The sequence below is a fragment of the Amycolatopsis sacchari genome, assembly GCF_900114035.1.
Taxonomy (GTDB): Bacteria; Actinomycetota; Actinomycetes; order Mycobacteriales; family Pseudonocardiaceae; genus Amycolatopsis_E; species Amycolatopsis_E sacchari.
Map to the genome: position 1 here is coordinate 35,017 of NZ_FORP01000031.1, position 19,485 is coordinate 54,501.

The following is a 19,485-nucleotide window of genomic DNA, read 5'->3' on the forward strand; positions in this document are numbered from 1 at the left end:
ATAGCCCTGTTTCACTGCGTCGACCGGTGGTGCTCTTGGAGCCGTTGCTGTCCGTCAGTAAGAAACCTGGCCGCATCGACAAACTCACCGGCCGCGTGGGCCGTGCCGTCGCTCAGCAGCTCGTTGACGCGCTCGACGTCGTACCCGAGGCCGGCCAGGACCGCCTCCGTGTCGGCGCCGCGCGGACGCGGGGCCGTGCGCACGGTGCCGGGTGTGCCGCGCAGCTTGATCGGGATGCCGGTGCCGACGTAGTCGCCGACCGCGACGACCATCTCCTGGCTGCGCACGTGGGCGTCCTCCAGCGCCTCGCCGACACTGTGGATCGGCGTCGCCGGGACGCCGCGCGCGAGCAGGTCGCGGGTCAGCCCGGCGCGCTTCCACGTCGCGATCGCGGGGCGGAGGTGCTCCTCCATCGCGGCGCGGTGGGCCAGGCGCGCCCCGTTGGAGGCGAAACGCGGATCGTCAGCGAGGCCCGGGATGCCGAGCACTTCCACCAGCTTGCGGAACTGGCCGTCGTTGCCGCAGCCGATGAACATCAGCCCGTCCGCCGCGGCGAAGCTGTCGTACGGCGCGATCGTCGGGTGGGCCGAACCGGTCCGCTGACCCTCGACACCGCCCATGAGGTACGACGGCGAGTGCGGGTGGAGCAGTGAGACGGCCGTGTTGACCAGGTTGCAGTCGACGACCTGCCCCTGGCCCGTGCGCTGCCGCGCCTGCAGGGCGAGCAGGACGCCGGTGCAGGCGTAGATGCCGGTGACCATGTCCGCGATCGGCACGCCGACCCGGAGCGGCTCGCCGTCGGGTTCGCCGTTGATGCTCATCAGGCCGCTGTAGGCCTGCGCCACCGCGTCGTAGCCCGGCATGCCGCCCATCGGGCCGTCGGCGCCGAAACCCGTGATGTGGCACAGGATCAGCCGCGGCCACGTCGCGCGGACGACCTCGTCGCCGAAGCCCCAGCGGGCGAGCGTGCCGGCCTTGAAGTTCTCGACGACGACGTCGGCCTCGGCGAACAGGTCGCGGAGGACCGCCTGGCCCGCCTCGGTACGGAGGTCGAGGCAGATGTTCGCCTTGTTGCGGTTGATGCCGGTGAAGTAGGCGCTCGTGTCCGGCCCCACGAACGGCGGGCCCCACGTCCGGGTCTCGTCGCCCGTTGGCGACTCGACCTTGATCACCTCGGCGCCGTGGTCGGCGAGCATCTGCGCGCAGAGCGGCCCGGCCAGGACCCGCGACAGGTCGACGACCTTGAGGCCGGACAGAGCGGGCGCGTCCGCGGCGTACGTCCCGGTGCTCATCTCAGTAGCTCTTCGGGAGGCCGAGGACGTGGGTGGAGATGTAGTTGAGGACCATCTCCTGGCTGACCGGGGCGAGGCGCAGGATGCGCGACTCCCGGAAGTAGCGCTCGACGTGGTACTCGTGCGCGTAGCCCATGCCGCCGTGCGTCTGGACCGCCTGGTCGGCGGCCTTGAAACCCGCGTCGGCGCAGAGGAACTTCGCCATGTTCGCCTCGCGGCCGCAGGGGAGGCCCTGGTCGTAGGCCCAGGCTGCCTGGCGGGCGACGAGCTCGGCGGCGTCGAGCCGCATCGCGCACTCGGCGAGGGGGAACGCGATGCCCTGGTTCTGCCCGATCGGCCGGTCGAAGACGACCCGCTCCTGCGCGTACTTCACGGCCCGGCGCAATGACGCGCGACCGATGCCGAGCGCCTCGTGTGCGAGCAGGATCCGCTCGGGGTTGAGCCCGTCGAGGAGGTAGCGGAAGCCCTTGCCCTCCTCGCCGATGCGGGCCGACTCCGGCACGAAGACGTCGTCGAAGGCGATCTCGTACGACGGCACGGCGTTGCGGCCGAGCTTCGGGATCGGGTTCATCGTGATGCCGGGGGAGTCCATGTCGACGAGGAAGAGGCTCATGCCGTCGACCGGGCGCTCGTCGTCGCGGGGACTCGTGCGGGCGATGAGGACGGCCTTCTGCGAGTAGCCGGCCTTGGTGATCCACACCTTGCGGCCGCGCAGGTGGTAGCCGCCGTCGGCCTTGCGGGCGAAGGTCGAGATCCGCGTCGTGTCCGTGCCGGCATCGGGTTCGGTGACCGCGAAGCAGACGTGCAGGGAGCCGTCGACCGCTCCCGGCAGGATCTCCTCGCGCTGCTCCTCGCTGCCGTGCTTCACGATGGTGTTGAGGCCGAAGATCGTCAGGTGGATCGTGCTGCAGCCGTTCATGCCGGCGCCGGAGGCGGCCACCTCCTCGAGCAGCAGCGCCGCCTCCGTGATGCCGAGGCCGCCGCCCCCGTACTCCTCGGGGATGGCGATCCCGAGCCAGCCGCCCTCGGCGAGCGCGTTGTAGAAGTCCCACGGGAACTCGTGGTCCGCGTCGCAGCGCGCCCAGTAGTCGTCATCGAACTTCGCGGCCAGCGCCCGGACGCCCTCGCGCAGCGCCTGCTGGTCCTCAGTGAGCGTGAAATCCACGACGGCCTCCGGATATACGAACAGTCATACGATTATCTGAACACGAAAAAGGGGCCCGGGCAACCCCGGCGCAGGCCGTGGAAATCCCCGCGCAACGCTTGACGTGATGCCTGCCACGTGCTTCGGTGATGCGTAGATGCGCAACCGCGTTCGTATATCTGAAAGGTGGTGCCGTGGACGAAGTGGTCTCCCGGCCCGAGCTGACCGGTCCCGAGCGCCGTCGCGCCGCGGCCGCGATCATCGTGGGCTCGGCCCTCGAGTGGTACGACTTCTACCTTTACGCCTCGATGGCCGCCCTCGTCTTCGGCGGCGTCTTCTTCCCCGCGGGCAACGACTCGGCCGCCACGCTCGCCTCGTTCGCGACGTTCGCGGTCGGCTTCATCGCCCGCCCCTTCGGTGGCATCGTCTTCGGTGCGATCGGGGACCGCTTGGGCCGCAAGGCGACCCTGTCGATCACGTTCCTCGTGATGGGCCTGTCGTCCGGCTGCATCGGCCTGCTGCCTGGCTACGCCGCGATCGGCGTCGCCGCCCCGCTGCTGCTCGTCGTCCTCCGCCTGCTGCAGGGCCTCGGTGCGGGTGCCGAGTTCAGCAACGCGATCGCGCTGTCGTACGAGTACGCGGGATCCGGCAAGACCGGCCGCTTCGGCTCGTGGCCCGCGCTGGGCGTCAACATCGGCCTCTTCGTCTCGTCGCTGACGATCACCCTGCTGACCGCCATCGACGAGGACTTCCTCTACGGCTTCGGCTGGCGCATCCCGTTCCTGGTCGGCTTCGTCCTCGTCGCCGTCGGTTACGCCGTCCGCCGGCGGCTGCCCGAGACCCGCGCCTTCGAGGAGCTCGAGCACGCGACGCCGCGCGAGCGCCGCAAGCCGCTGCTCGAGCTGGTCCGCGGCAACTGGAAGGCGCTGCTCGTCGTCATGGTCATGACCATCGGCTACAACGGCGCCAGCTACGTCTTCAAGACCTTCTCCCTGAGCTATCTCAAGACGGATGTCGGCGCGCCCGCTTCCTACGGGACCTTCGGCATCACCGTGGCCAGTGTCGCCGCGATCATCGTGATCCCGGTCGTCGGCAGGCTCTGCGACCGCGTCGATTCCCGGCGAGTCCTGCTGGCGGCCGGTATCGGCGTCGTCGCCCTCGCATTCCCGTTCTTCTCGTTGCTGGACACCGGTAACAAGTGGGCGATCGGGGCCGCTCTCGTCCTCGCCACCGGTCTGGTCATCCCCGCCGCGCTGTCGGCGCAGGGTGACTTCCTCGCCCGGCAGTTCCCTGTGCACGTGCGGGCCTCGGGCCTCGGGACCGGTCGTGAGGTCGGCGGCGCCTTCGCGGGTGGCTTCGCTCCACTGTGGGCGGTCGCGCTGGTCGACGCCTCGCCGAGCCACTCCACGTTCGGCGTCTCGCTGCTGTTCGTCGGTGCCGGCGTCCTGCTGGTGGTCGGTGCGGTCTTCGACCGGTCGCGCCGGGCCCGCAAGGCCGCGGCCGCCGGGCGCCCGTCGTCGGTGGCCACCCGATGAGCGTTGCGCGGCAAGGGCGCCGGATCGAGCAGCGCGGCCTGTGGTTCGAAGAGTTCGAGGTGGGTGCCACCTACGTCCACGCTCCCGGGCGCACCGTGACCGAGGCCGACAACGTCCTCTTCACGACGCTCACGATGAACACCCAGCCGCTCCACCTCGACCAGGCGGCGAGCGAGCAGCTGCCGCCGTTCCACGACCGCCTCGTGAACTCCCTGTTCACGCTGTCGACCATGGTCGGTCTCTCGGTCAACCAGCTCACGCAGGGCACGATCGTGGCCAACCTGGGGTTCAGCGAGATCCGTTTCCCCGCGCCGGTGCGGCACGGCGACACGATCTACGCGGAGACCGTGGTCACCGGCAAGCGCCCGTCGGAGAGTTGTCCCGGTGAGGGTGTGGTGAGCCTGCGCCACCAGGCGGTCAACCAGCGCGGCGAGGTCGTCGCGCTCGCCGTCCGGCAGACCCTGGTGCGGATGCGGCCGGGCGGTGCGTCGTGAGCGGCGCTCCCGGCTGGCAGCCCGGCAGTGCGTGGCTCTTCTGCCCGGCCGACCGCCCCGAGCGCTACGCCAAGGCGCTGGCAGTCGCCGATGTCGTGATCCTCGACCTCGAGGACGCGGTCGCCCCTGACCGTCGTGCGGCGGCACGCGAAGCCCTCCGCGAGGCAGCCGGGTCCGGGCGGCTGGACCCGGAGCGCGTCGTGGTGCGCGTCAACGCGGCCGGCACCGCCGACCACGCTGCCGACCGCGAGCTGGTCACGACTTCCCTGCTGCCGGCGGGGATCCGGCGGGTCATGCTCGCCAAGACCGAGACGGCGGCCGCGGTCGCCGGGCTCGACGGGTGCGAGGTGGTGGCCCTGCTCGAGACCCCGCGAGGCATCCGGGACGCCGACGCGATCGCGCAGGCCGAGGGTGTCGTGGCGGTCATGTGGGGCGCCGACGACCTGGTCGCCGGCCTCGGTGGCTCGACGTCGCGCCGGGCGGCGGGCGGCTACCGCGACGTCGCGCGCCACGCGCGGTCGCGCGCGCTGATCGCGGCCAAGGCGGCGGGGAAGCTTGCCCTCGACGCCGTCTACCTGGACATCCCCGACGTCGACGGGCTCGCGGCCGAGGTCGAGGACGCCGTCGCCATCGGCTTCGATGGCAAGGTGGCGATCCACCCGTCCCAGGTCCCGGTGATCCGCGAGGGCTACCGGCCGACGGCCGAGCAGGTGGCGTGGGCCGAAAGCCTGCTGCGTGCGGCCGAGGCCGCCGGCTTCGGGGTCTTCACCCACGAAGGCCGGATGGTCGACGGCCCGGTCTTCGCCCAGGCCCAGCGCATCCTTTCGCGCGCTCGCGCCTGAGCGGCGTCCCGCGTTCAGACGCGCAGGGCGGTCGTGGCCGCTGCTTCCTTCACGGCCGCGGCGATCTCGTCGAGCCGGTCGCTCATCCGCGAGCTCGGGCCGGCGACCGAGATGACGCCCAGCACCTTTCCCCCGACGATGATCGGCGCCGCGGCCGCACTGACGTCCGGAAGCGTCTCGCCGCGGTTGAAGGCGACGCCGCTCTCCCGCACCTCGTCGAGCTCGGCCAGGGCCGCGGGGAGCTCCTCGGCGGTGACGATCTCCTTGAGGTACGCCTCCTGCCGACGACGCGACCAGTGCGAGAGGACGGCCTTGCCGGGGCTCGGCGGGTACAGCGGACGGCGCGTGCGCGCGGGGGGCGAGTAGCGGATCATCTGGCTCGACTCCGCGGAGTCGACGTACACAATGGACTCACCGACGGGAGTGGCGAGCGTGACGGTCTCGTTGAAGGTGTTGCGCAGGCTCTCGAGCGCCGGCCGGGCCGCGTCGACGAGGCTGGGCCGTTCGACGGTGAGGAGCTGGCCGAGGGCGGGGCCGAGGAGGTAACGGCTCTCCTCCTCGACCAGGTAGCCCGTGGCGACGAGGCCCTTGACGAGGCCGAAGACGGACGACTTCGGTGCGTCCAGTGACACGGCGAGGTCGTGCAGCCGGAGTCCGCCGGGTTGGGCCGCGGCGACAGCTTCGAGGATGTCGGTCACCCGCGAAACCGTGCGGTGTGCCTTGGCGCTCCGCTCTGCCATGTCTCTCCCGGAAATGCGCTGAGTTGTTCGTATGTACGAACCATACTGGGCCTGCGCCGTACGGCTCGTGGCACGTTCAGCGCGTCAGCCGGTGGTGGGCGCGCCGCCGTGCAAGGCCTGTGTCACCGAGGCCGGGACGGGCTTGTCGAGCATCTGGCAGATGGTCGCGTACTCGGCGGCGAAAGCCACGGCGACGTAGCGGTCCACCCCGTCGTTGCGCGTGGTGTCGGCCGGCTCGGCGTTGGTGTCGCTGATCGCGGTTCGGCGGCCGTCGGCGGTCGCCACGGCGGTGCTGTGGTGGCTCATGGTGTCGCCGCCATGACCCCAGACCGTTCCGCACGGCGAGTCGATCTTGATCAAGCCGAGGCCGTAGCTCCCCGGGATGCCGAACGACGCCGGAATCGGGACGGTCGTCTGCATCTGCTCGAGCTGCTTCCGCGAGAAGAGCTCGCCACGCAGCAGCGCCGACAGGAACCGGGACAGATCGGCCTGGGTGGAGATGATCGCTCCCGCGGCACCGGCCCAGCCGCCGAGCGGCCAGTCGGACACGTCGGTGTAGGCCGGGCTCGGGCCGGCGAACCTGACCTGGTAGCCGTGGGCGTAACCGGGGCCGGTGTGGGTGGCGCGGGGAGCGGCGTAGTACGTGTGCGTCAGGCCGAGCGGGCGGACGATGCGTTGCTCGACCAGCTCGGGCATGCTCTTGCCGGTGAGTTTCTGCAGGATCATGCCGACCAGCACGTAGTTCGTGTTGGAGTACGACCAGCTCGTGCCGGGTGCGAAGTCGGCCGCGTGCCTGAACGCGATGGCGAGCAGTTCCTGGTCGGTGTACACGTGCTGCGGGTTCTTCTCCGTGTTGGGGAAGAAGTCCGGGTCGCCGGTGTAGCTGAACAGGCCGCTGGTGTGGTTGAGCAGCATGCGGACGGTGATGTTCTCGCCGTTCGGCACGACCCCGGGCAGGTACTTCGAGACCGGCGCATCCAGGTCGAGCCGGCCCCTGTCCACCAGCTGCAGGGCGAGGGCCGACGTGAACATCTTCGTGTTGCTGCCGATCTCGAACTGGTCCCGGCCGGTCATCGGGCGCCCGGTCGCCCGGTCGGCGACACCGGCCGTCGTCACCGCGACGCGGCGGCCGTTGTCGATCCGGGCGGTGTATCCCGGAGCGCCCGCGCCCAGCACCTGCTCGGCGACGTCCTGCATCGGGCCGTTGTGCGTGCGGTCGGTCGCTGTCGGAGGCACCAGGGCGGGGGCGGCCACGGCGCTGACCGCAGCCGGGCCGGCCAGCGCTGTCGAGGTCGCGACCACCAGCGCGGTCACCCGCAAGCGGCGACGCTTCTTTTTGGCGATGGTCGCTGTTTCGTGGGAGTTTTTCGTCATGTCTGCGATGCTGGCGGACCATCGCGCCCGAGTCGCGCCCGCTGACCACCCTTTCGCAAGGTGGGTCCGCACCACCGCGCGTGGTGGACCTAGGTACACCACGTCGCGGTGGCGCAGGCTCACACGTCCAGGGACTCGCCGACGGGCACCAGGGTCAGCGGCACGCTGCCCAGCATGTCCGGGCCGAGGAACCTCGCCATCGACTGCTGGCCCACCGGGCTGAGCATGATCTCGTGGATCTGGACCAGGCGAGCCGGCTTGACCGCCCGCACCCAGTCGACCGCGTCCCCGACCTTCGTCCAGGGGCCGCTGGTCGGCACGAGCAGGGTCGGCACCGGGACCCGCGGCACGTGGTAGGCGTCGCCGGGGTGGTACACCGAGCCGCCGATCAGGTAACCCACGTTGGCCACCTGCGGGAGGTCGGGGTGGATCAGCGCGTGCACCTCACCGTGCACGGAGACTTCCAGGCCGTTCGCGGTGAACCGGTCACCGTGCCGGACCGCGGTGACCTGGTCCGGGTACTGCTCGCGCCAGCGGCCGACCGCCGCTTCCGGGCCCCAGACGGCGAGGTCGGACCGCGTGCTCAGCGCCGCTTCGAGCGCCTCGGCGTCGACGTGGTCGAAGTGCTCGTGGGTGATCAACACAGCGGTCGCCCGCGCGATCAGTTCGGCCGCGTTCGGGGTGAACGTGCCGGGGTCGATGAGCACGCCGCCGCCGGGCTCGGCGAGTTCGACGCAGGCGTGGGCGTGTTTGGTGATCTTCATGGGGTCAACTATACAGGACGCTCTGTACAGATCGACCTGTATATCCTCACCAGTCGCCGGTGACGAAAGGGCCCTCGGTGCCACCACTGCGCTCGTCGAGCGCGGCGGTGAGGCGCTCCAGAACGGCCAACCCGTTCGTGAGCGCCTCGACGTCTTCCTTGCTCAGGGATTCGGAGATGGCGCGGGCGAGAACCGCTTCGCGCTGCTCCGCGTCGCGGGCCAGGGCCTCGCGGCCCGCCTCGGTGAGGCTGTTGAGCTTCTTGCGCCGGTCGTCCGGGTGCGGGCCGGTCTCGACCAGGCCGGACTCCACCAGGTCGGCGACCGTCGTCGACATCGTCTGGTGCCGGACCTTCCGCAGCGCCGCGAGGTCGGCGGTCGTCATCGGACCGTGCCGGTGCAACAGGTCGAGCACCCCGGCCATGACCGGCGACATCCGGTCCGCCGACCGGGCCGAACGGACGAAGCCGCCCACCGACGCGCGCAGCCGGCGGGCGAGCTTGGCGGACACCTTCACGCTAGGGCGCCGGGCAGGGGGGACATCGGCCATGGCAGCCATCATGGCAGAGCGCGGAACCGGCCGGGCGTCAGACCACAGTGGACGTTCTGCGGCAGGATTCCCGCTCCACCAGCGAAACCGGCACCACGGTGCGGCGCCGGAAGCGTTTGCCGGGGTTGGCGAGGCGGTCGAACAAGCGCTCGGCGGCCAGCGTGCCGAGGGTGCCCGGGTCCTGGTCGATGACCGTGACGGCGGGCTCGAGCAGGTCCGCCATCGGGAAGTCGCCGAACGACAGCAGCGCCAGGCCGGTCTCCCGCACCGCGGGGACCAGCGCCATGCTGGCCCTGTCGTTCGAGGAGAACACCGCCGTCGGAGGTTCGTCGAGGGCTCGCAACGCCGCCACCGCCTCGGCGGCCGACGGGCGGTCCCAGACGTCCAGGACGACGAGATCGTCGTCCCTGCCGATGCCGTGCCGTTCGAGGGCGGCGTGGTAGCCCTCCAGCCGGTGCACCGTCGGTTTCGTGAGCGCGTCACCGACGAAGGCGATCCGCCGGTGCCCGTGCCCGAGCAGGTGCTCGGTCGCGACGAGCGCCCCGCCGTGGTCGTCCTGCGTGAAGGAGTCGGCCGTGATCTTCGCCGGTGCCCGGTCGACGAAGACGATGGGCGTCCGGTCTGACCAGGGGCGCAGGTAGGACTGCTCGGTCGTCACCGGCGCGAGGATCAGGCCGCTGAGCGACCGGCCGAGGGTAGCCGTCACGATCTGCGGTTCACGGTCCGCGTCGTCGCCGGTGCTCGTCACGCTGACCGCCATGCCGTGCGCCTCGGCGACGGCGCCGACGGCCTTGGCGATGGCCGCGAAGTAGGGATCGACCAGGTCCGGTACGACCAGGCCGATGATCGGCACGCGGCCCGCGCGGAAGGTCGTCGCCAGCGTGTTGGGGGTGTAGTTGAGCTCGCGAAGGGCGGCCTCGACGCGTGCGCGGGTCTCCGGCAGGACGTGCGGGTCGTCGTTGAACACGCGGGAGACCGTTTTGAGGCTGACCCGCGCCAACTCGGCGACTTCCCGCATGGTGGCCACCGCTCGTCTCCTTCCCGCCCGTCATGACACCGGTGTCGTGGTTCGAGGATAGCTCGCCTTGACACCGGTGTCATGACGGTCTCTACTGGATCGCGTCCCCTTGAACGGTGTCGACGACGAAGGAGAACCGATCATGACCAGCCCTGCCCCTGCCGCTGTCGAGCAGCCGGTTCTCGACGACCTGCGCGCACGCCTGCGGGCCTACCGCCGGGTGGCCCTGCCGCCCGGCTTCGGCTGGGAGCGCGGAGTGGACCCGGACTACCTGTCCGGACTCATCGAGTACTGGGCCGAGGGCTACGACTGGCGGGAGCACGAAGCGCGGATCCGGGAGCTGCCGTGGGTGCTCACGGGCACCGGTGGCACGCCCGTCCGCGCCGTCCACCTGCGCGCCGAGGACCCCGGAGCGACGGCGGTCCTGCTGCTGCACGGCTGGCCCGACTCGGTCCTGCGGTTCGAGAAGGTCCTGCCGCTGCTGTCCGACCTGCACCTGGTCGTCCCGGCGCTGCCCGGTTTCCCGTTCGCCGCACCGGTTCCCGGGCGGGGCCTGTCGGCGACCGCGATGGCGGAAGCGATCGCCGCGGCCATGGCCGAGCTGGGGTACCACCGCTACGTCATCTCGGCCGGGGACGTCGGGTGCGATGTGGCCGAAGCACTCGCCGCCGCGTATCCCGAGCGGGTCGCCGCCCTGCACCTGACCGACGTGTCGCAGTACCACTTCCTGGTCGACCCGCCGCAGGACCTGTCCGACGCCGAGCGCGCCTACGTCCGGTACGGGCACCACTGGCAGGCGACCGAAGGCGGCTACATGCACGAGCAGTCGACCAAACCGCACACGCTGGCCGTCGGCCTCGGCGACTCACCGGCGGGCACGGCCGCGTGGATCCTGGAGAAACTGCGCACCTGGACCGACTGCGGCGGCGACGTGGAAACCGTTTTCACGCGCGACGAACTGCTCACCTGGGTCACCGCCTACTGGGTCAGCGGCGCCATCGGTACCTCCTTCAGCCCGTACGTGGAGAGCGCGCCGGAGCTGGGTGGGCGGATCGCCGCGCCCGCGGCCTTCACGATCTTCCCGAAGGACCTCGTCAACGCCCCGCGCGAGTTCGCCGCCCGCTTCTTCGACGTGCGTTCCTGGGTCGAACACCCCCACGGCGGGCACTTCGCGGCCTGGGAACGGCCGGCGGACTACGTCGCGGGTGTGCGCACGGCGGTGGACCTGACGTGATCCCCGTCTGCCCGGTCGGCCAGGCGCGGCGCGTTCCGGCGGTGGCAATATGGGGGCCGTGAAGGCAGCGATCTACCGGAAAACGGGGCAGGCACAGGATGTTCTCGAGGTCGTCGAGCTGCCGGTGCCCGAGCCCAAGGCAGGGGAGGTCCGCGTCGCGATCTCGGCCTCCGGCGTGAACCCGACGGACTGGAAGGCCCGCGCCGGGCTCACCAGCGGCGATCCGGACGGCTTCCAGGTGCCGCACCACGACGGGGCCGGCCGGGTGGACGCCATCGGCCCGGGCGTGACGGGCCTCGCGGTCGGGCAGCGCGTGTGGCTGTACCTCGCGGCGGCGGAGAACCGGTACGGGACGGCCGCGGAGTTCGCGGTGGTGCCGGCGGAGAAGGTCGTTCCGTTGCCGGACAACGCTTCCGACCAGCTGGGCGCCTGCCTGGGAGTTCCGGCGCTGACGGCGGCGTACTGCCTCGGCGGTGATCCCGATGCGGTCCGCGGGCGCACGGTCCTCGTGGCCGGTGGTGCGGGAGCGGTGGGGCACTTCGCGATCGAGTTCGCCAAGCACGCGGGCGCCACGGTGGTGGCCACGGTCAGCTCGGAGGAGAAGGGCGAACTCGCCCGTGCCGCCGGTGCCGACCTCGTGGTCAACTACCGCGAAGAGGATGTCGCGGACAAGATTCTGAAATCCGTGGGACGGGTGGACCGCGTCGTCGAGGTCGCGCTCGCGGCGAACATCCGCATCGACACGGCGGTGATCGCACCGCATGCCGTGATCGCCGTCTACGCGGGCGAAGGCCAAGAGCCCAGGATCCCCCTCCTGGAACTGGCACAGGCGAACGCGATGATCCAGTTCGCGCTGATGTACACCGTCTCCAAGGAGGACTTCGACCGGGTGGTGAGCTGGACGAACGCCGCCATGGAAGCAGGCGCGCTGTCGGCGCTGCCGATCACGGAGTACAGCCTCGACGACGTCGCGGCCGCGCAGTTGGCCGTGGAGAAGGGGGCGGTGGGGAAGGTCCTCGTCCGCCCGTGAAGGTGCGGGACCCGGCGACCAAGGGGGATCTGAGCGCGGGCTTGACCATGCTGAACTCGCGGCAGGGCGGACCTGTTGCTGGCGGAGCTGGCAGAAAGCCCGGAAGTCCTGGACCCCCGAGTTGTGCGGGCGATCAGGGCCGCCGCCGAGCAGCGCGGGTACCTGTACTTCAGCCCGGCGCACCCGGTTTCACCGGCCCAGCGGCGGGGTACCGGCGAACCATGGATCGAGACCAGTCACGCGAGCGCGGCGACGAAGTGCCCGAGGACACCGAGGAGGCCAAGCCTGCCACCGAGCAGGACGAAGGCCTCGGCGAGGAGGACTCCTCCCTCCCCGAGGACGGCTGACCCGGCCTCACTCCCGCTGGAACGGCTTCGGGGCGACTTCGAGGTTGGCGCGAGCGGCGTGGACGACGAGACGGCGTGCGTCGTCGTGGAGTTCGGCGAAGATCTCCTCCGCTCGATCGAACGCGGCGTACGCCTCGTCGTAACGTTCGAGCGCGCCGTACGCCTCGCCCAGGCTCAGCTCGGTGTCGGCCTCGTTCCAGCGTTCGTTGAACTTCCGCCGCAGGACGAGCGCCCGCTGGAAGTGCCCGACGGCCGCCTCCTGGTTCCCCTCACGCTGGTGCAGCAGGCCCAGCTGGTGGTGGGAATGGCTCTGCAGCGGGGAAATCCCGACCGCCTGCGCGATCTTCAACGCCTTTTCGGCGGCCGCGAAAGCCTGGCGCACGTCACCCTGCTTCTCCAGCGTGACGGCCAGGCTCGCCAGCACGATGGCCTCCCCGAACCGCCACTTCGTCTCCTCGAAGTGCGTGAGCGCGCGCTCGAAGCACTCCCGGGCCTCGGCGAGTTCGTTCACCGCCGTCAGGCTCTCGCCCAGTGCGAAGGACGTCCACGCCCGACCGCGGTCGTCCGTCAGCATTCCGTGCAGCTGCGCGGATTCGCGGAGGCAGGGCAGCGCCTCCTGGTCCCGGTTCAGCGCGTGCAGCACCCAGCTGAAGTTGTGCAGGCAGCGCGCGAGCCCCACGAGATCACCGGCGTTGCGGGCGATCTTGACGCCGAGGCGCGCCAGGTCGAGGCAGGAACTCCAGTGCTTGCTCAGGAAGAGGTAGGGCATGAAGAGCACGGGCAGCTTCCACGCGTCGGAGTGCCCGTGCTCGGCCGCGCGCACCAGAGCGAGCGCCGAGGCCAGCTCGGACCGGCACCAGCCGACCGCCTCCCGGTACCGCTCCTGCGAGAACTCCAGCAGGTGCAGACCTTCCTCGTCGACCTCGATCGCGGGGCCCGCCCAGTCCGGGGCGAGCGCGTTCCCGGCGGCGGCGACGTTCGCGATGTACCAGCGGAGCAGCCCGGCGAACCCCGCTGCCTTCTCCGCGGCACTCGCCTGCTCGGCCGCGTAGTCGCGCAGGGCGCTCTGCAGCTTCACCCGGTCGTCGTGGATCTCGATCAGCTGGTACCGCAGCAGTTCGTCGAGCGCGGCGATCGTGACGGTGAGCTCGCGGTCCACGAGCGCGGCCACCGCGTACTTGTGCAGCGCGGCGCACGGCTGGCTGCCCAGCAACCGGAAGGTCCGCGCCGCCTCCTTCGTCAGACCGTCGTAGCTCGCGCCCATCGCGGACGACAGATCGGCGTCGATCGTCGTCACCACCCGCACCTCGGCGCCCGCGGACTCCAGTTTCCGCGCGAGGGCGGTCATGCTGAGCTTCTCGCGGGCCGCCAGGTCCCCGGCGATCCGCAGTGCCAGCGGCAGCCGGCCGCACGACTCGGTCACCCGCCACGTGGCGTGCGGGTCTTCGGCCACGACCGCCGCGCCCAGGAAGCCTTCGAGCATGGACCGGGCTTCGGCGAACGTGAGCGGCCCCAGCTCCACGGTGGCGCCCGCCGCGAGCGCGTCGACCGGACGGCGGCTGGTGACGAGAACTTCGTTGCCGGGGGCGGGGAGCAGCGCGTTCACCTGGGGTGCGGAGGCGGCGTTGTCCAGGACGACCACCACCCTGGTGGCCGCGGTGACCGAGCGGAACAGCTCCGGGAGGTCGGCCGGGTCCACCGAGTTCAACGACACGTCCAGCTTGTGGAGGAAACCGGAGAGCACGGCCTCGGTCTGCCCGTCGCTGACCGTCCCGTTCAAATCGGCGTACAACTCGAAAGCGGTCGTGTGGTGGCTGACCCAGTAGCTCACCAGTGCCGTCTTGCCCGTGCCGCGAGCGCCTACGACCGCGACCATCCGGTTGCGGCCGACCTGCTCGTCGAGCACCCGCAGGTGCCGCTCGCGGCCGACGAGGCGCCGTGGGGCCTGGGGTGGCCGGGCGGGCCACGGGGAGAGCGGGCCGGACTCGGCGGGTGCCGTGGGTCCAGCCGGTCGCCGCCGACTGGAAAGGCCGCGCAGCCAGGCGAGGAACCGGCGGACGTTCATCGGCACCACCTGCTATTCCGGTCCAGCACGGCCGTTCCGCGGTCGGCTACGGGGCGTGGCTCGCGGGTCACCCGGCTGGATGCTCTGTGGGCGGAACAGGTAAGGACGTTTTGCCCAATGAAATCACAGTGTGCGGTCGGGTGCGGCTGATCGCGCCGATCTTGCGCCTGGCGGGAGCGCGGCAGGCCGGTTGCCGTGGGGTTTCGGGCGTCAGGACGTGTCGTCCGGAGTGCAACACTTTTGCAACGCAGGCGTTCCTGAACGCTGATCAATCCTCTGTGGTGACCCCGAGAGCCGTTCAGCCACCGGCCGTCACGTACAAAAGGGAGGGAACCAGGAGCAAAGGGGCGAAACTTGACCGAAGCGGCGCGCCGGTACCGTCCGGAGCTGACCGGCCTGCGGGCGCTGGCCTGCGTGCTCGTCGTCATCTACCACGTGTGGCTGGGGCGGGTTTCCGGTGGCGTGGACGTCTTCTTCCTGCTCTCCGGCTTCCTGTTCACCGGACAACTGGTGCGCCGCCGCGGGGATCTGCTCGCCACGTGGGGCCGCACCCTCCGGCGCCTGCTGCCCGCCGCGCTGACCGTGCTGCTCGTCACCGTCGCGGTCGGGGTCGCGGTGCTGCCGCAGGGCCGCTGGACGCAGACGATCCGGGAGATCTTCGCCTCGTCGCTGTTCGTCGAGAACTGGCGCCTCGCCGCGGACTCGGCCGACTACTTCGCCGCGCACAACACCGCCAGTCCCGTGCAGCACTTCTGGTCACTGGCCGTGCAGGGGCAGTTCTACCTCGTGTGGCCGCTGCTGATCGCCGGAGTCGCGCTCGTCGCCCGGCGGCGGCTGCGGCCGGTGCTCGCCGTGGTGCTGGCGCTGTTGTTCGCCGGCTCACTCGGATACTCCATCCACCTCACCGACGTGGACCAGCCGCTGGCGTACTTCCACTCGCTCACCCGCGTCTGGGAGTTCGCGCTCGGCGGGCTCGTCGCGCTCGGCATCGACGTCCTCACCGCGCCACGTCCGCTGCGGGTCCTGCTCGGCTGGGCCGGGGTCGCGGGCCTGATCAGCTGCGGGCTGGTGTTCAACGTGGGCACGGTGTTCCCCGGCTGGGTCGCGCTGTGGCCGACGTTGTCCGCCGCGCTCGTGCTGGTCGCCGGCGCGACCGGCAGCCGCCTGGGCGTGGACCGGCTGCTGTCCACCCGGCCACTGCGGTACCTGGGGAAACTCAGCTACTCGCTCTACCTGTGGCACTGGCCCGTGCTCGTCTTCTACCTCGTGGCACGGGACCGCGCCGAGGTCGGACTGCTCGGCGGCGCCTTCGTGATCGGGATCGCCGCGCTGCTGGCCGTCGCGACGTACCACCTCGTCGAACAACCGGCCCGCACCGTCGCCTGGGGCTCCTACCGGCTCGTCGCCGTGGCGATGGTGCCGGTGCTGCTCGCGACGTTCGCCTGGCAGTTCACCAGCGAGCACCTGGTGCGTTCACGCGCGGTCGTGGCGGGCGACGCCGACCACCCGGGCGCGCTCGCGCGGACGGAAGGCTTCGTGTACGAGGGCAGGCCGGACGCGCCGCTCGCGCCGTCGTTCGTGGCGCTGCCTGACGACTGGGCGTGGATCGACAACTGCGCCGAGTCCCCGCGCGGGGCGGAGTTGGTGGTCTGCACCACCGACACCCCCGAACCGGAGCACCGGATCGCCATCGTCGGCGACTCGCACCCGACGCAGTTCATCGCGGCGCTGCAGCCCATCGCCGAACGCCGCAACTGGCAGCTCATCGTGCTGTCCCGCGGCGGCTGCCCGTTCTCCACCGAGTCCGAGATCGACCCCGCGAACCAGGCGTGCCGGGACTGGAACGCCGCGGCCGCCGACGAGCTGCTCGACCTGCGGCCCGACGTCGTGTTCACCTCCGCCACGCGGGACGTGCGCGTCGGGCTGACCGAGCAGACGCCGCCGGGTTTCCTGGCCCAGTGGGCGAAACTCGGCGACGCCGGCATCCGCGTGCTGGCCGTGCGCGACAACCCGCGCTACGACACGTCCCCTTCGGAGTGCGTCGAGCAGGCGGGCCCGGACGCCCCGGAGTGCGCCGCACCCCGGAGCGAGCTGTACGCACCGGACCCGCCGTACCACTTCCTCGACACGCCGTCCAATGTGGACTTCCTGGACTTCAGCGACTACTACTGCGACGAGGACGTCTGCCCGCCGGTGCTCGGGAACGTGCTGCTGTACCTGGACGACAACCACCTGTCGGCGACGTACCTGGGCACGATGGCGCCGATCGTCGAGCAGGCCATCGACGACGCGCTCGGCTGGGCCGCGGCCCCGACGCCCGCGTGATCAGTCCTCCGGCCAGGCGACGCTGAGGTACTGGATCTCGGTGAACTCGTGCAGGCCCTCGCGGGCGCCTTCGCGGCCGATGCCGCTCTGCTTCATCCCGCCGAACGGGGCGGCGGGATCGGACACCAGACCCCGGTTGACGCCCACCATGCCCGCGTCGATCGCCTCCCCGAGCCGCAGCGCGTGCTGCAGTTCCCCGGCGTAGACGTAGGCGGCCAGGCCCATTTCGGACGCGTTCACCAGCTCCAGCAGCTCGTCCTCCGAGCGGTAGGTGATGACGGGGGCCACCGGGCCGAAGATCTCGTGCCGCACGATCTCGGCGTCGGCGGGCACGTCGGCCAGCACGGTGGGCGGGAAGAAGTAGCCCTTGCCGTCGGACGGGACCTCGGCGCGCGCGACGACCCGTGCCCCGGCCGCGATCGCCGACTCGACGAGCTTCGTCACGCCGTCGACGGCCTTCGCGCTGATCAGCGGGCCGATTTCCCCGTCGGCGCCGACCTTCAGCGCCCCGACGCGTGCGGCCAGCTTCGCCGTGAAGTCCTCGACGACGTCGGCGTGCACGTAGAAGCGGTTCGCCGCGGTGCAGGCCTGCCCGCCGTTGCGGAACTTGGCGATCATCGCGCCCTCGACGGCGGCGTCGAGGTCCGCGTCGGCGGTGACGACGAAGGGCGCGTTCCCGCCCAGCTCCATCGACGAGTTCACGACCCGGTCCGCCGCCTGGCGCAACAACAACTGGCCCACACGCGTGGAGCCGGTGAAGGAGATCTTGCGGACGCGCGGGTCTTCCAGCCACGTGGTCACGACGGCACCGGCGTCGGTGGTGGTCACGACGTTCACCACACCGTCCGGCACCCCGGCCTCGGTGAGCAGGCGGGCCACGGCGAGCGCGGTCAGCGGCGTTTCGGCGGCGGGCTTGAGCACCACGGTGCAGCCCGCGGCGAGCGCCGGGCCGATCTTGCGCGTGGCCATCGCGGCGGGGAAGTTCCACGGCGTCACGAGCGCCGCCACGCCGACCGGCTTGCGCGTGACGAGCGTGCGCGTGCCGCCGGCGGGGGAGGGGCCGTAGCTGCCGTCGGTGCGGACGGCTTCCTCGGCGTACCAACGGAAGAACTCCGCCGCGTAGGTCACCTCACCGCGGGCGTCGGCGAGCGACTTGCCGTTCTCCGACACGATGAGCGCGGCCAGTTCCTCGCGGTCGCGCAGCATCAGCTCGAACGTCCGGTGCAGGACCTCCGAACGCGTGCGCGCGGGCGTGCGCGCCCACGCGCGGGCGGCCGCGGTGGCCGCGTCCACCGCGGCGGTCGCCTCGGCGACCCCGCCGTCGGGCACGGTCGCGATGGTCTCGCCGGTGGCGGGGTTTTCGACGGTGAACTGGGACATCAGAATCCTTCCGCGAGGACGTCGAGCGCGTCGTGGAGCAGTTCGTCGCTGATGGACAGTGGGGGCAGGAACCGCAGGACGTTGCCGTAGGTGCCGCAGGTCAGCACGATCACGCCACGGGCGTGCGCGGCCGCGGCCACCGAGCGGGCCAGCTCGGGGTCGGGCTCGGTCGTGCCGGCCCGCACCAGCTCGACGGCGATCATCGCGCCGCGGCCCCGGATGTCGCCGATCCGGTCGTCGCGCTCGCGCAGCGCCGACAGCCGGTCCTTCATCAGGCGCTCGATCTCCCGGGCGCGCTCGACGAGCCCCTCGGCCTCGATCGTCTCGATGGTCGCGAGCGCGGCGGCACACGCGATCGGGTTGCCGCCGTACGTGCCGCCGAGGCCACCGGCGTGCGCCGCGTCCATGATCTCCGCGCGGCCGGTCACCGCCGACAGCGGCAGGCCGTCCGCGATGCCCTTCGCGCTGACGAGCAGGTCCGGCACGATGCCCTCGTGCTCGCTGGCGAACAGCGCGCCGGTGCGGGCGAAGCCGGTCTGGACCTCGTCGGCGATGAACACGACGTCGTTGTCCCGGCACCACTGCGCGAGCGCGGGGAGGAACCCGGGCGCGGGCACGATGAACCCGCCCTCGCCCTGGATGGGCTCGATCACGACGGCGGCGGGCTTGCCGATCTGCTTCTCGATGACGTCGATCGCGCGGCGGGCGGCGGCGGGGCCGTCCAGCTCGTCGCGGAACGGGTAGGACAGCGGCGCGCGGTAGACCTCGGGCGCGAACGGGCCGAAGCCGTGCTTGTACGGCATGGACTTCGCGGTCAGCGCCATGGTCAGGTTGGTGCGGCCGTGGTAGGCGTGGTCGAACGCGACGACGGCCTGGCGGCCGGTGTACGCGCGGGCGATCTTCACGGCGTTCTCCACGGCCTCGGCGCCGGAGTTGAACAGCACCGAACGCTTCTCGTGCGTGCCCGGCGTGAGGCGGTTGAGCTGCTCGGCGACAGCGACGTAACCCTCGTACGGCGTGACCATGAAGCAGGTGTGCGTGAACGCCTCGGCCTGCTCGCGCACGGCGTCCACGACGCGCGGGGCGCTGACGCCGACGGTCGTCACGGCGATGCCGGAGCCGAGGTCGATCAGCACGTTGCCGTCGACGTCCTCGACCACCCCGCCACCGGCGCGCACGGCGAACACGGGCATCGTCGTCCCGACCCCGCGGGCGACGGCGTTCTGCTTGCGAGCCATCAGTTCCCGCGAAAGCGGGCCGGGGATCTCCGTCGCGAGGCGACGGGTCTGGGGCAGGGAGGTGGCGAGTGTCATGCCCCCATGGTCGGAGCCGCCGACCATGCCGTCCACTGCTT

General features: G+C 71.2%; 17 protein-coding genes. 7 read left to right on the forward strand and 10 right to left on the reverse strand.

Going from position 1 to position 19,485, the window contains the following annotated elements:
• Positions 1-11 precede the first annotated feature (11 nt).
• Positions 12-1,292: a CaiB/BaiF CoA transferase family protein gene (locus BMZ92_RS32485; protein ID WP_091515574.1), complete on the reverse strand. Its 1,281-nt coding sequence runs from the start codon at positions 1,290-1,292 to the stop codon at positions 12-14.
• 1 nt (position 1,293) lies between these two features.
• Positions 1,294-2,457 carry an acyl-CoA dehydrogenase family protein gene (locus BMZ92_RS32490; RefSeq protein WP_091515586.1) on the reverse strand — a complete coding sequence of 388 codons (1,164 nt, stop codon included), beginning with the start codon at positions 2,455-2,457 and terminating at the stop codon, positions 1,294-1,296.
• 173 nt (positions 2,458-2,630) lie between these two features.
• Between BMZ92_RS32490 and BMZ92_RS32495 the strand changes: the two genes are divergently transcribed.
• Genes BMZ92_RS32495 through BMZ92_RS32505 form a run of 3 tightly spaced genes read left to right on the forward strand, consistent with a single transcriptional unit; the run spans position 2,631 to position 5,307 of the window.
• Entirely contained in the window at positions 2,631-3,971 is a 1,341-nt protein-coding gene (locus BMZ92_RS32495) for an MFS transporter (RefSeq protein ID WP_245783395.1), read from the forward strand.
• On the forward strand, positions 3,968-4,465 hold the full coding sequence (locus BMZ92_RS32500) for a MaoC family dehydratase (RefSeq protein ID WP_091515590.1): 498 nt from the start codon (positions 3,968-3,970) through the stop codon (positions 4,463-4,465). The genes BMZ92_RS32495 and BMZ92_RS32500 overlap by 4 nt, the downstream gene beginning before the upstream one ends.
• Complete coding sequence (locus BMZ92_RS32505) at positions 4,462-5,307, forward strand: HpcH/HpaI aldolase/citrate lyase family protein (RefSeq protein ID WP_091515592.1); 846 nt, start codon at positions 4,462-4,464, stop codon at positions 5,305-5,307. The genes BMZ92_RS32500 and BMZ92_RS32505 overlap by 4 nt, the downstream gene beginning before the upstream one ends.
• 14 nt (positions 5,308-5,321) lie before the next feature.
• Here the strand turns inward: BMZ92_RS32505 and BMZ92_RS32510 are convergent, their stop codons facing one another.
• The 5 genes from BMZ92_RS32510 to BMZ92_RS32530 all read right to left on the reverse strand — a co-directional run bounded on the left by BMZ92_RS32510 (position 5,322) and on the right by BMZ92_RS32530 (position 9,750).
• A complete protein-coding gene (locus tag BMZ92_RS32510) occupies positions 5,322-6,047 on the reverse strand; it encodes an IclR family transcriptional regulator (protein WP_091515595.1) in 726 nt (241 codons plus the stop codon).
• An 84-nt stretch (positions 6,048-6,131) separates the two neighbouring features.
• A complete protein-coding gene (locus BMZ92_RS32515; protein WP_091515597.1) occupies positions 6,132-7,421 on the reverse strand; it encodes a serine hydrolase domain-containing protein in 1,290 nt (429 codons plus the stop codon).
• Positions 7,422-7,540: 119 nt separating this feature from the next.
• The gene (locus BMZ92_RS32520; protein ID WP_091515599.1) at positions 7,541-8,185 is read right to left on the reverse strand and encodes an MBL fold metallo-hydrolase; all 645 of its coding nucleotides are present in this window, start codon (positions 8,183-8,185) and stop codon (positions 7,541-7,543) included.
• Between the two features lie 46 nt (positions 8,186-8,231).
• On the reverse strand, positions 8,232-8,693 hold the full coding sequence (locus BMZ92_RS32525) for a MarR family winged helix-turn-helix transcriptional regulator (protein WP_177228969.1): 462 nt from the start codon (positions 8,691-8,693) through the stop codon (positions 8,232-8,234).
• Positions 8,694-8,769: 76 nt separating this feature from the next.
• Positions 8,770-9,750 carry a LacI family DNA-binding transcriptional regulator gene (locus BMZ92_RS32530; RefSeq protein ID WP_245783398.1) on the reverse strand — a complete coding sequence of 327 codons (981 nt, stop codon included), beginning with the start codon at positions 9,748-9,750 and terminating at the stop codon, positions 8,770-8,772.
• Between the two features lie 142 nt (positions 9,751-9,892).
• Between BMZ92_RS32530 and BMZ92_RS32535 the strand changes: the two genes are divergently transcribed.
• The 3 genes from BMZ92_RS32535 to BMZ92_RS38630 all read left to right on the forward strand — a co-directional run bounded on the left by BMZ92_RS32535 (position 9,893) and on the right by BMZ92_RS38630 (position 12,361).
• The gene (locus BMZ92_RS32535; protein WP_091515656.1) at positions 9,893-10,984 is read left to right on the forward strand and encodes an epoxide hydrolase family protein; all 1,092 of its coding nucleotides are present in this window, start codon (positions 9,893-9,895) and stop codon (positions 10,982-10,984) included.
• Between the two features lie 49 nt (positions 10,985-11,033).
• On the forward strand, positions 11,034-12,014 hold the full coding sequence (locus BMZ92_RS32540) for an NADPH:quinone reductase (RefSeq protein WP_091515612.1): 981 nt from the start codon (positions 11,034-11,036) through the stop codon (positions 12,012-12,014).
• Positions 12,015-12,235: 221 nt separating this feature from the next.
• Positions 12,236-12,361, forward strand: coding sequence for a hypothetical protein (locus BMZ92_RS38630; protein WP_281245243.1), 126 nt, complete (start codon positions 12,236-12,238; stop codon positions 12,359-12,361).
• A 7-nt stretch (positions 12,362-12,368) separates the two neighbouring features.
• On the opposite strand, the gene BMZ92_RS32545 is transcribed toward BMZ92_RS38630, so the two are convergent.
• Positions 12,369-14,426, reverse strand: coding sequence for a tetratricopeptide repeat protein (locus tag BMZ92_RS32545; RefSeq protein ID WP_143249998.1), 2,058 nt, complete (start codon positions 14,424-14,426; stop codon positions 12,369-12,371).
• A 354-nt stretch (positions 14,427-14,780) separates the two neighbouring features.
• Between BMZ92_RS32545 and BMZ92_RS32550 the strand changes: the two genes are divergently transcribed.
• Complete coding sequence (locus tag BMZ92_RS32550) at positions 14,781-16,751, forward strand: acyltransferase family protein (protein WP_091515614.1); 1,971 nt, start codon at positions 14,781-14,783, stop codon at positions 16,749-16,751.
• On the opposite strand, the gene BMZ92_RS32555 is transcribed toward BMZ92_RS32550, so the two are convergent.
• Positions 16,752-18,131 (reverse strand): NAD-dependent succinate-semialdehyde dehydrogenase, encoded by a 1,380-nt coding sequence (locus BMZ92_RS32555; protein ID WP_091515615.1) that lies wholly within the window; start codon positions 18,129-18,131, stop codon positions 16,752-16,754.
• Complete coding sequence (gene gabT / locus BMZ92_RS32560; RefSeq protein WP_091515659.1) at positions 18,131-19,444, reverse strand: 4-aminobutyrate--2-oxoglutarate transaminase; 1,314 nt, start codon at positions 19,442-19,444, stop codon at positions 18,131-18,133. The genes BMZ92_RS32555 and gabT overlap by 1 nt, the downstream gene beginning before the upstream one ends.
• Positions 19,445-19,485: the final 41 nt, after the last annotated feature.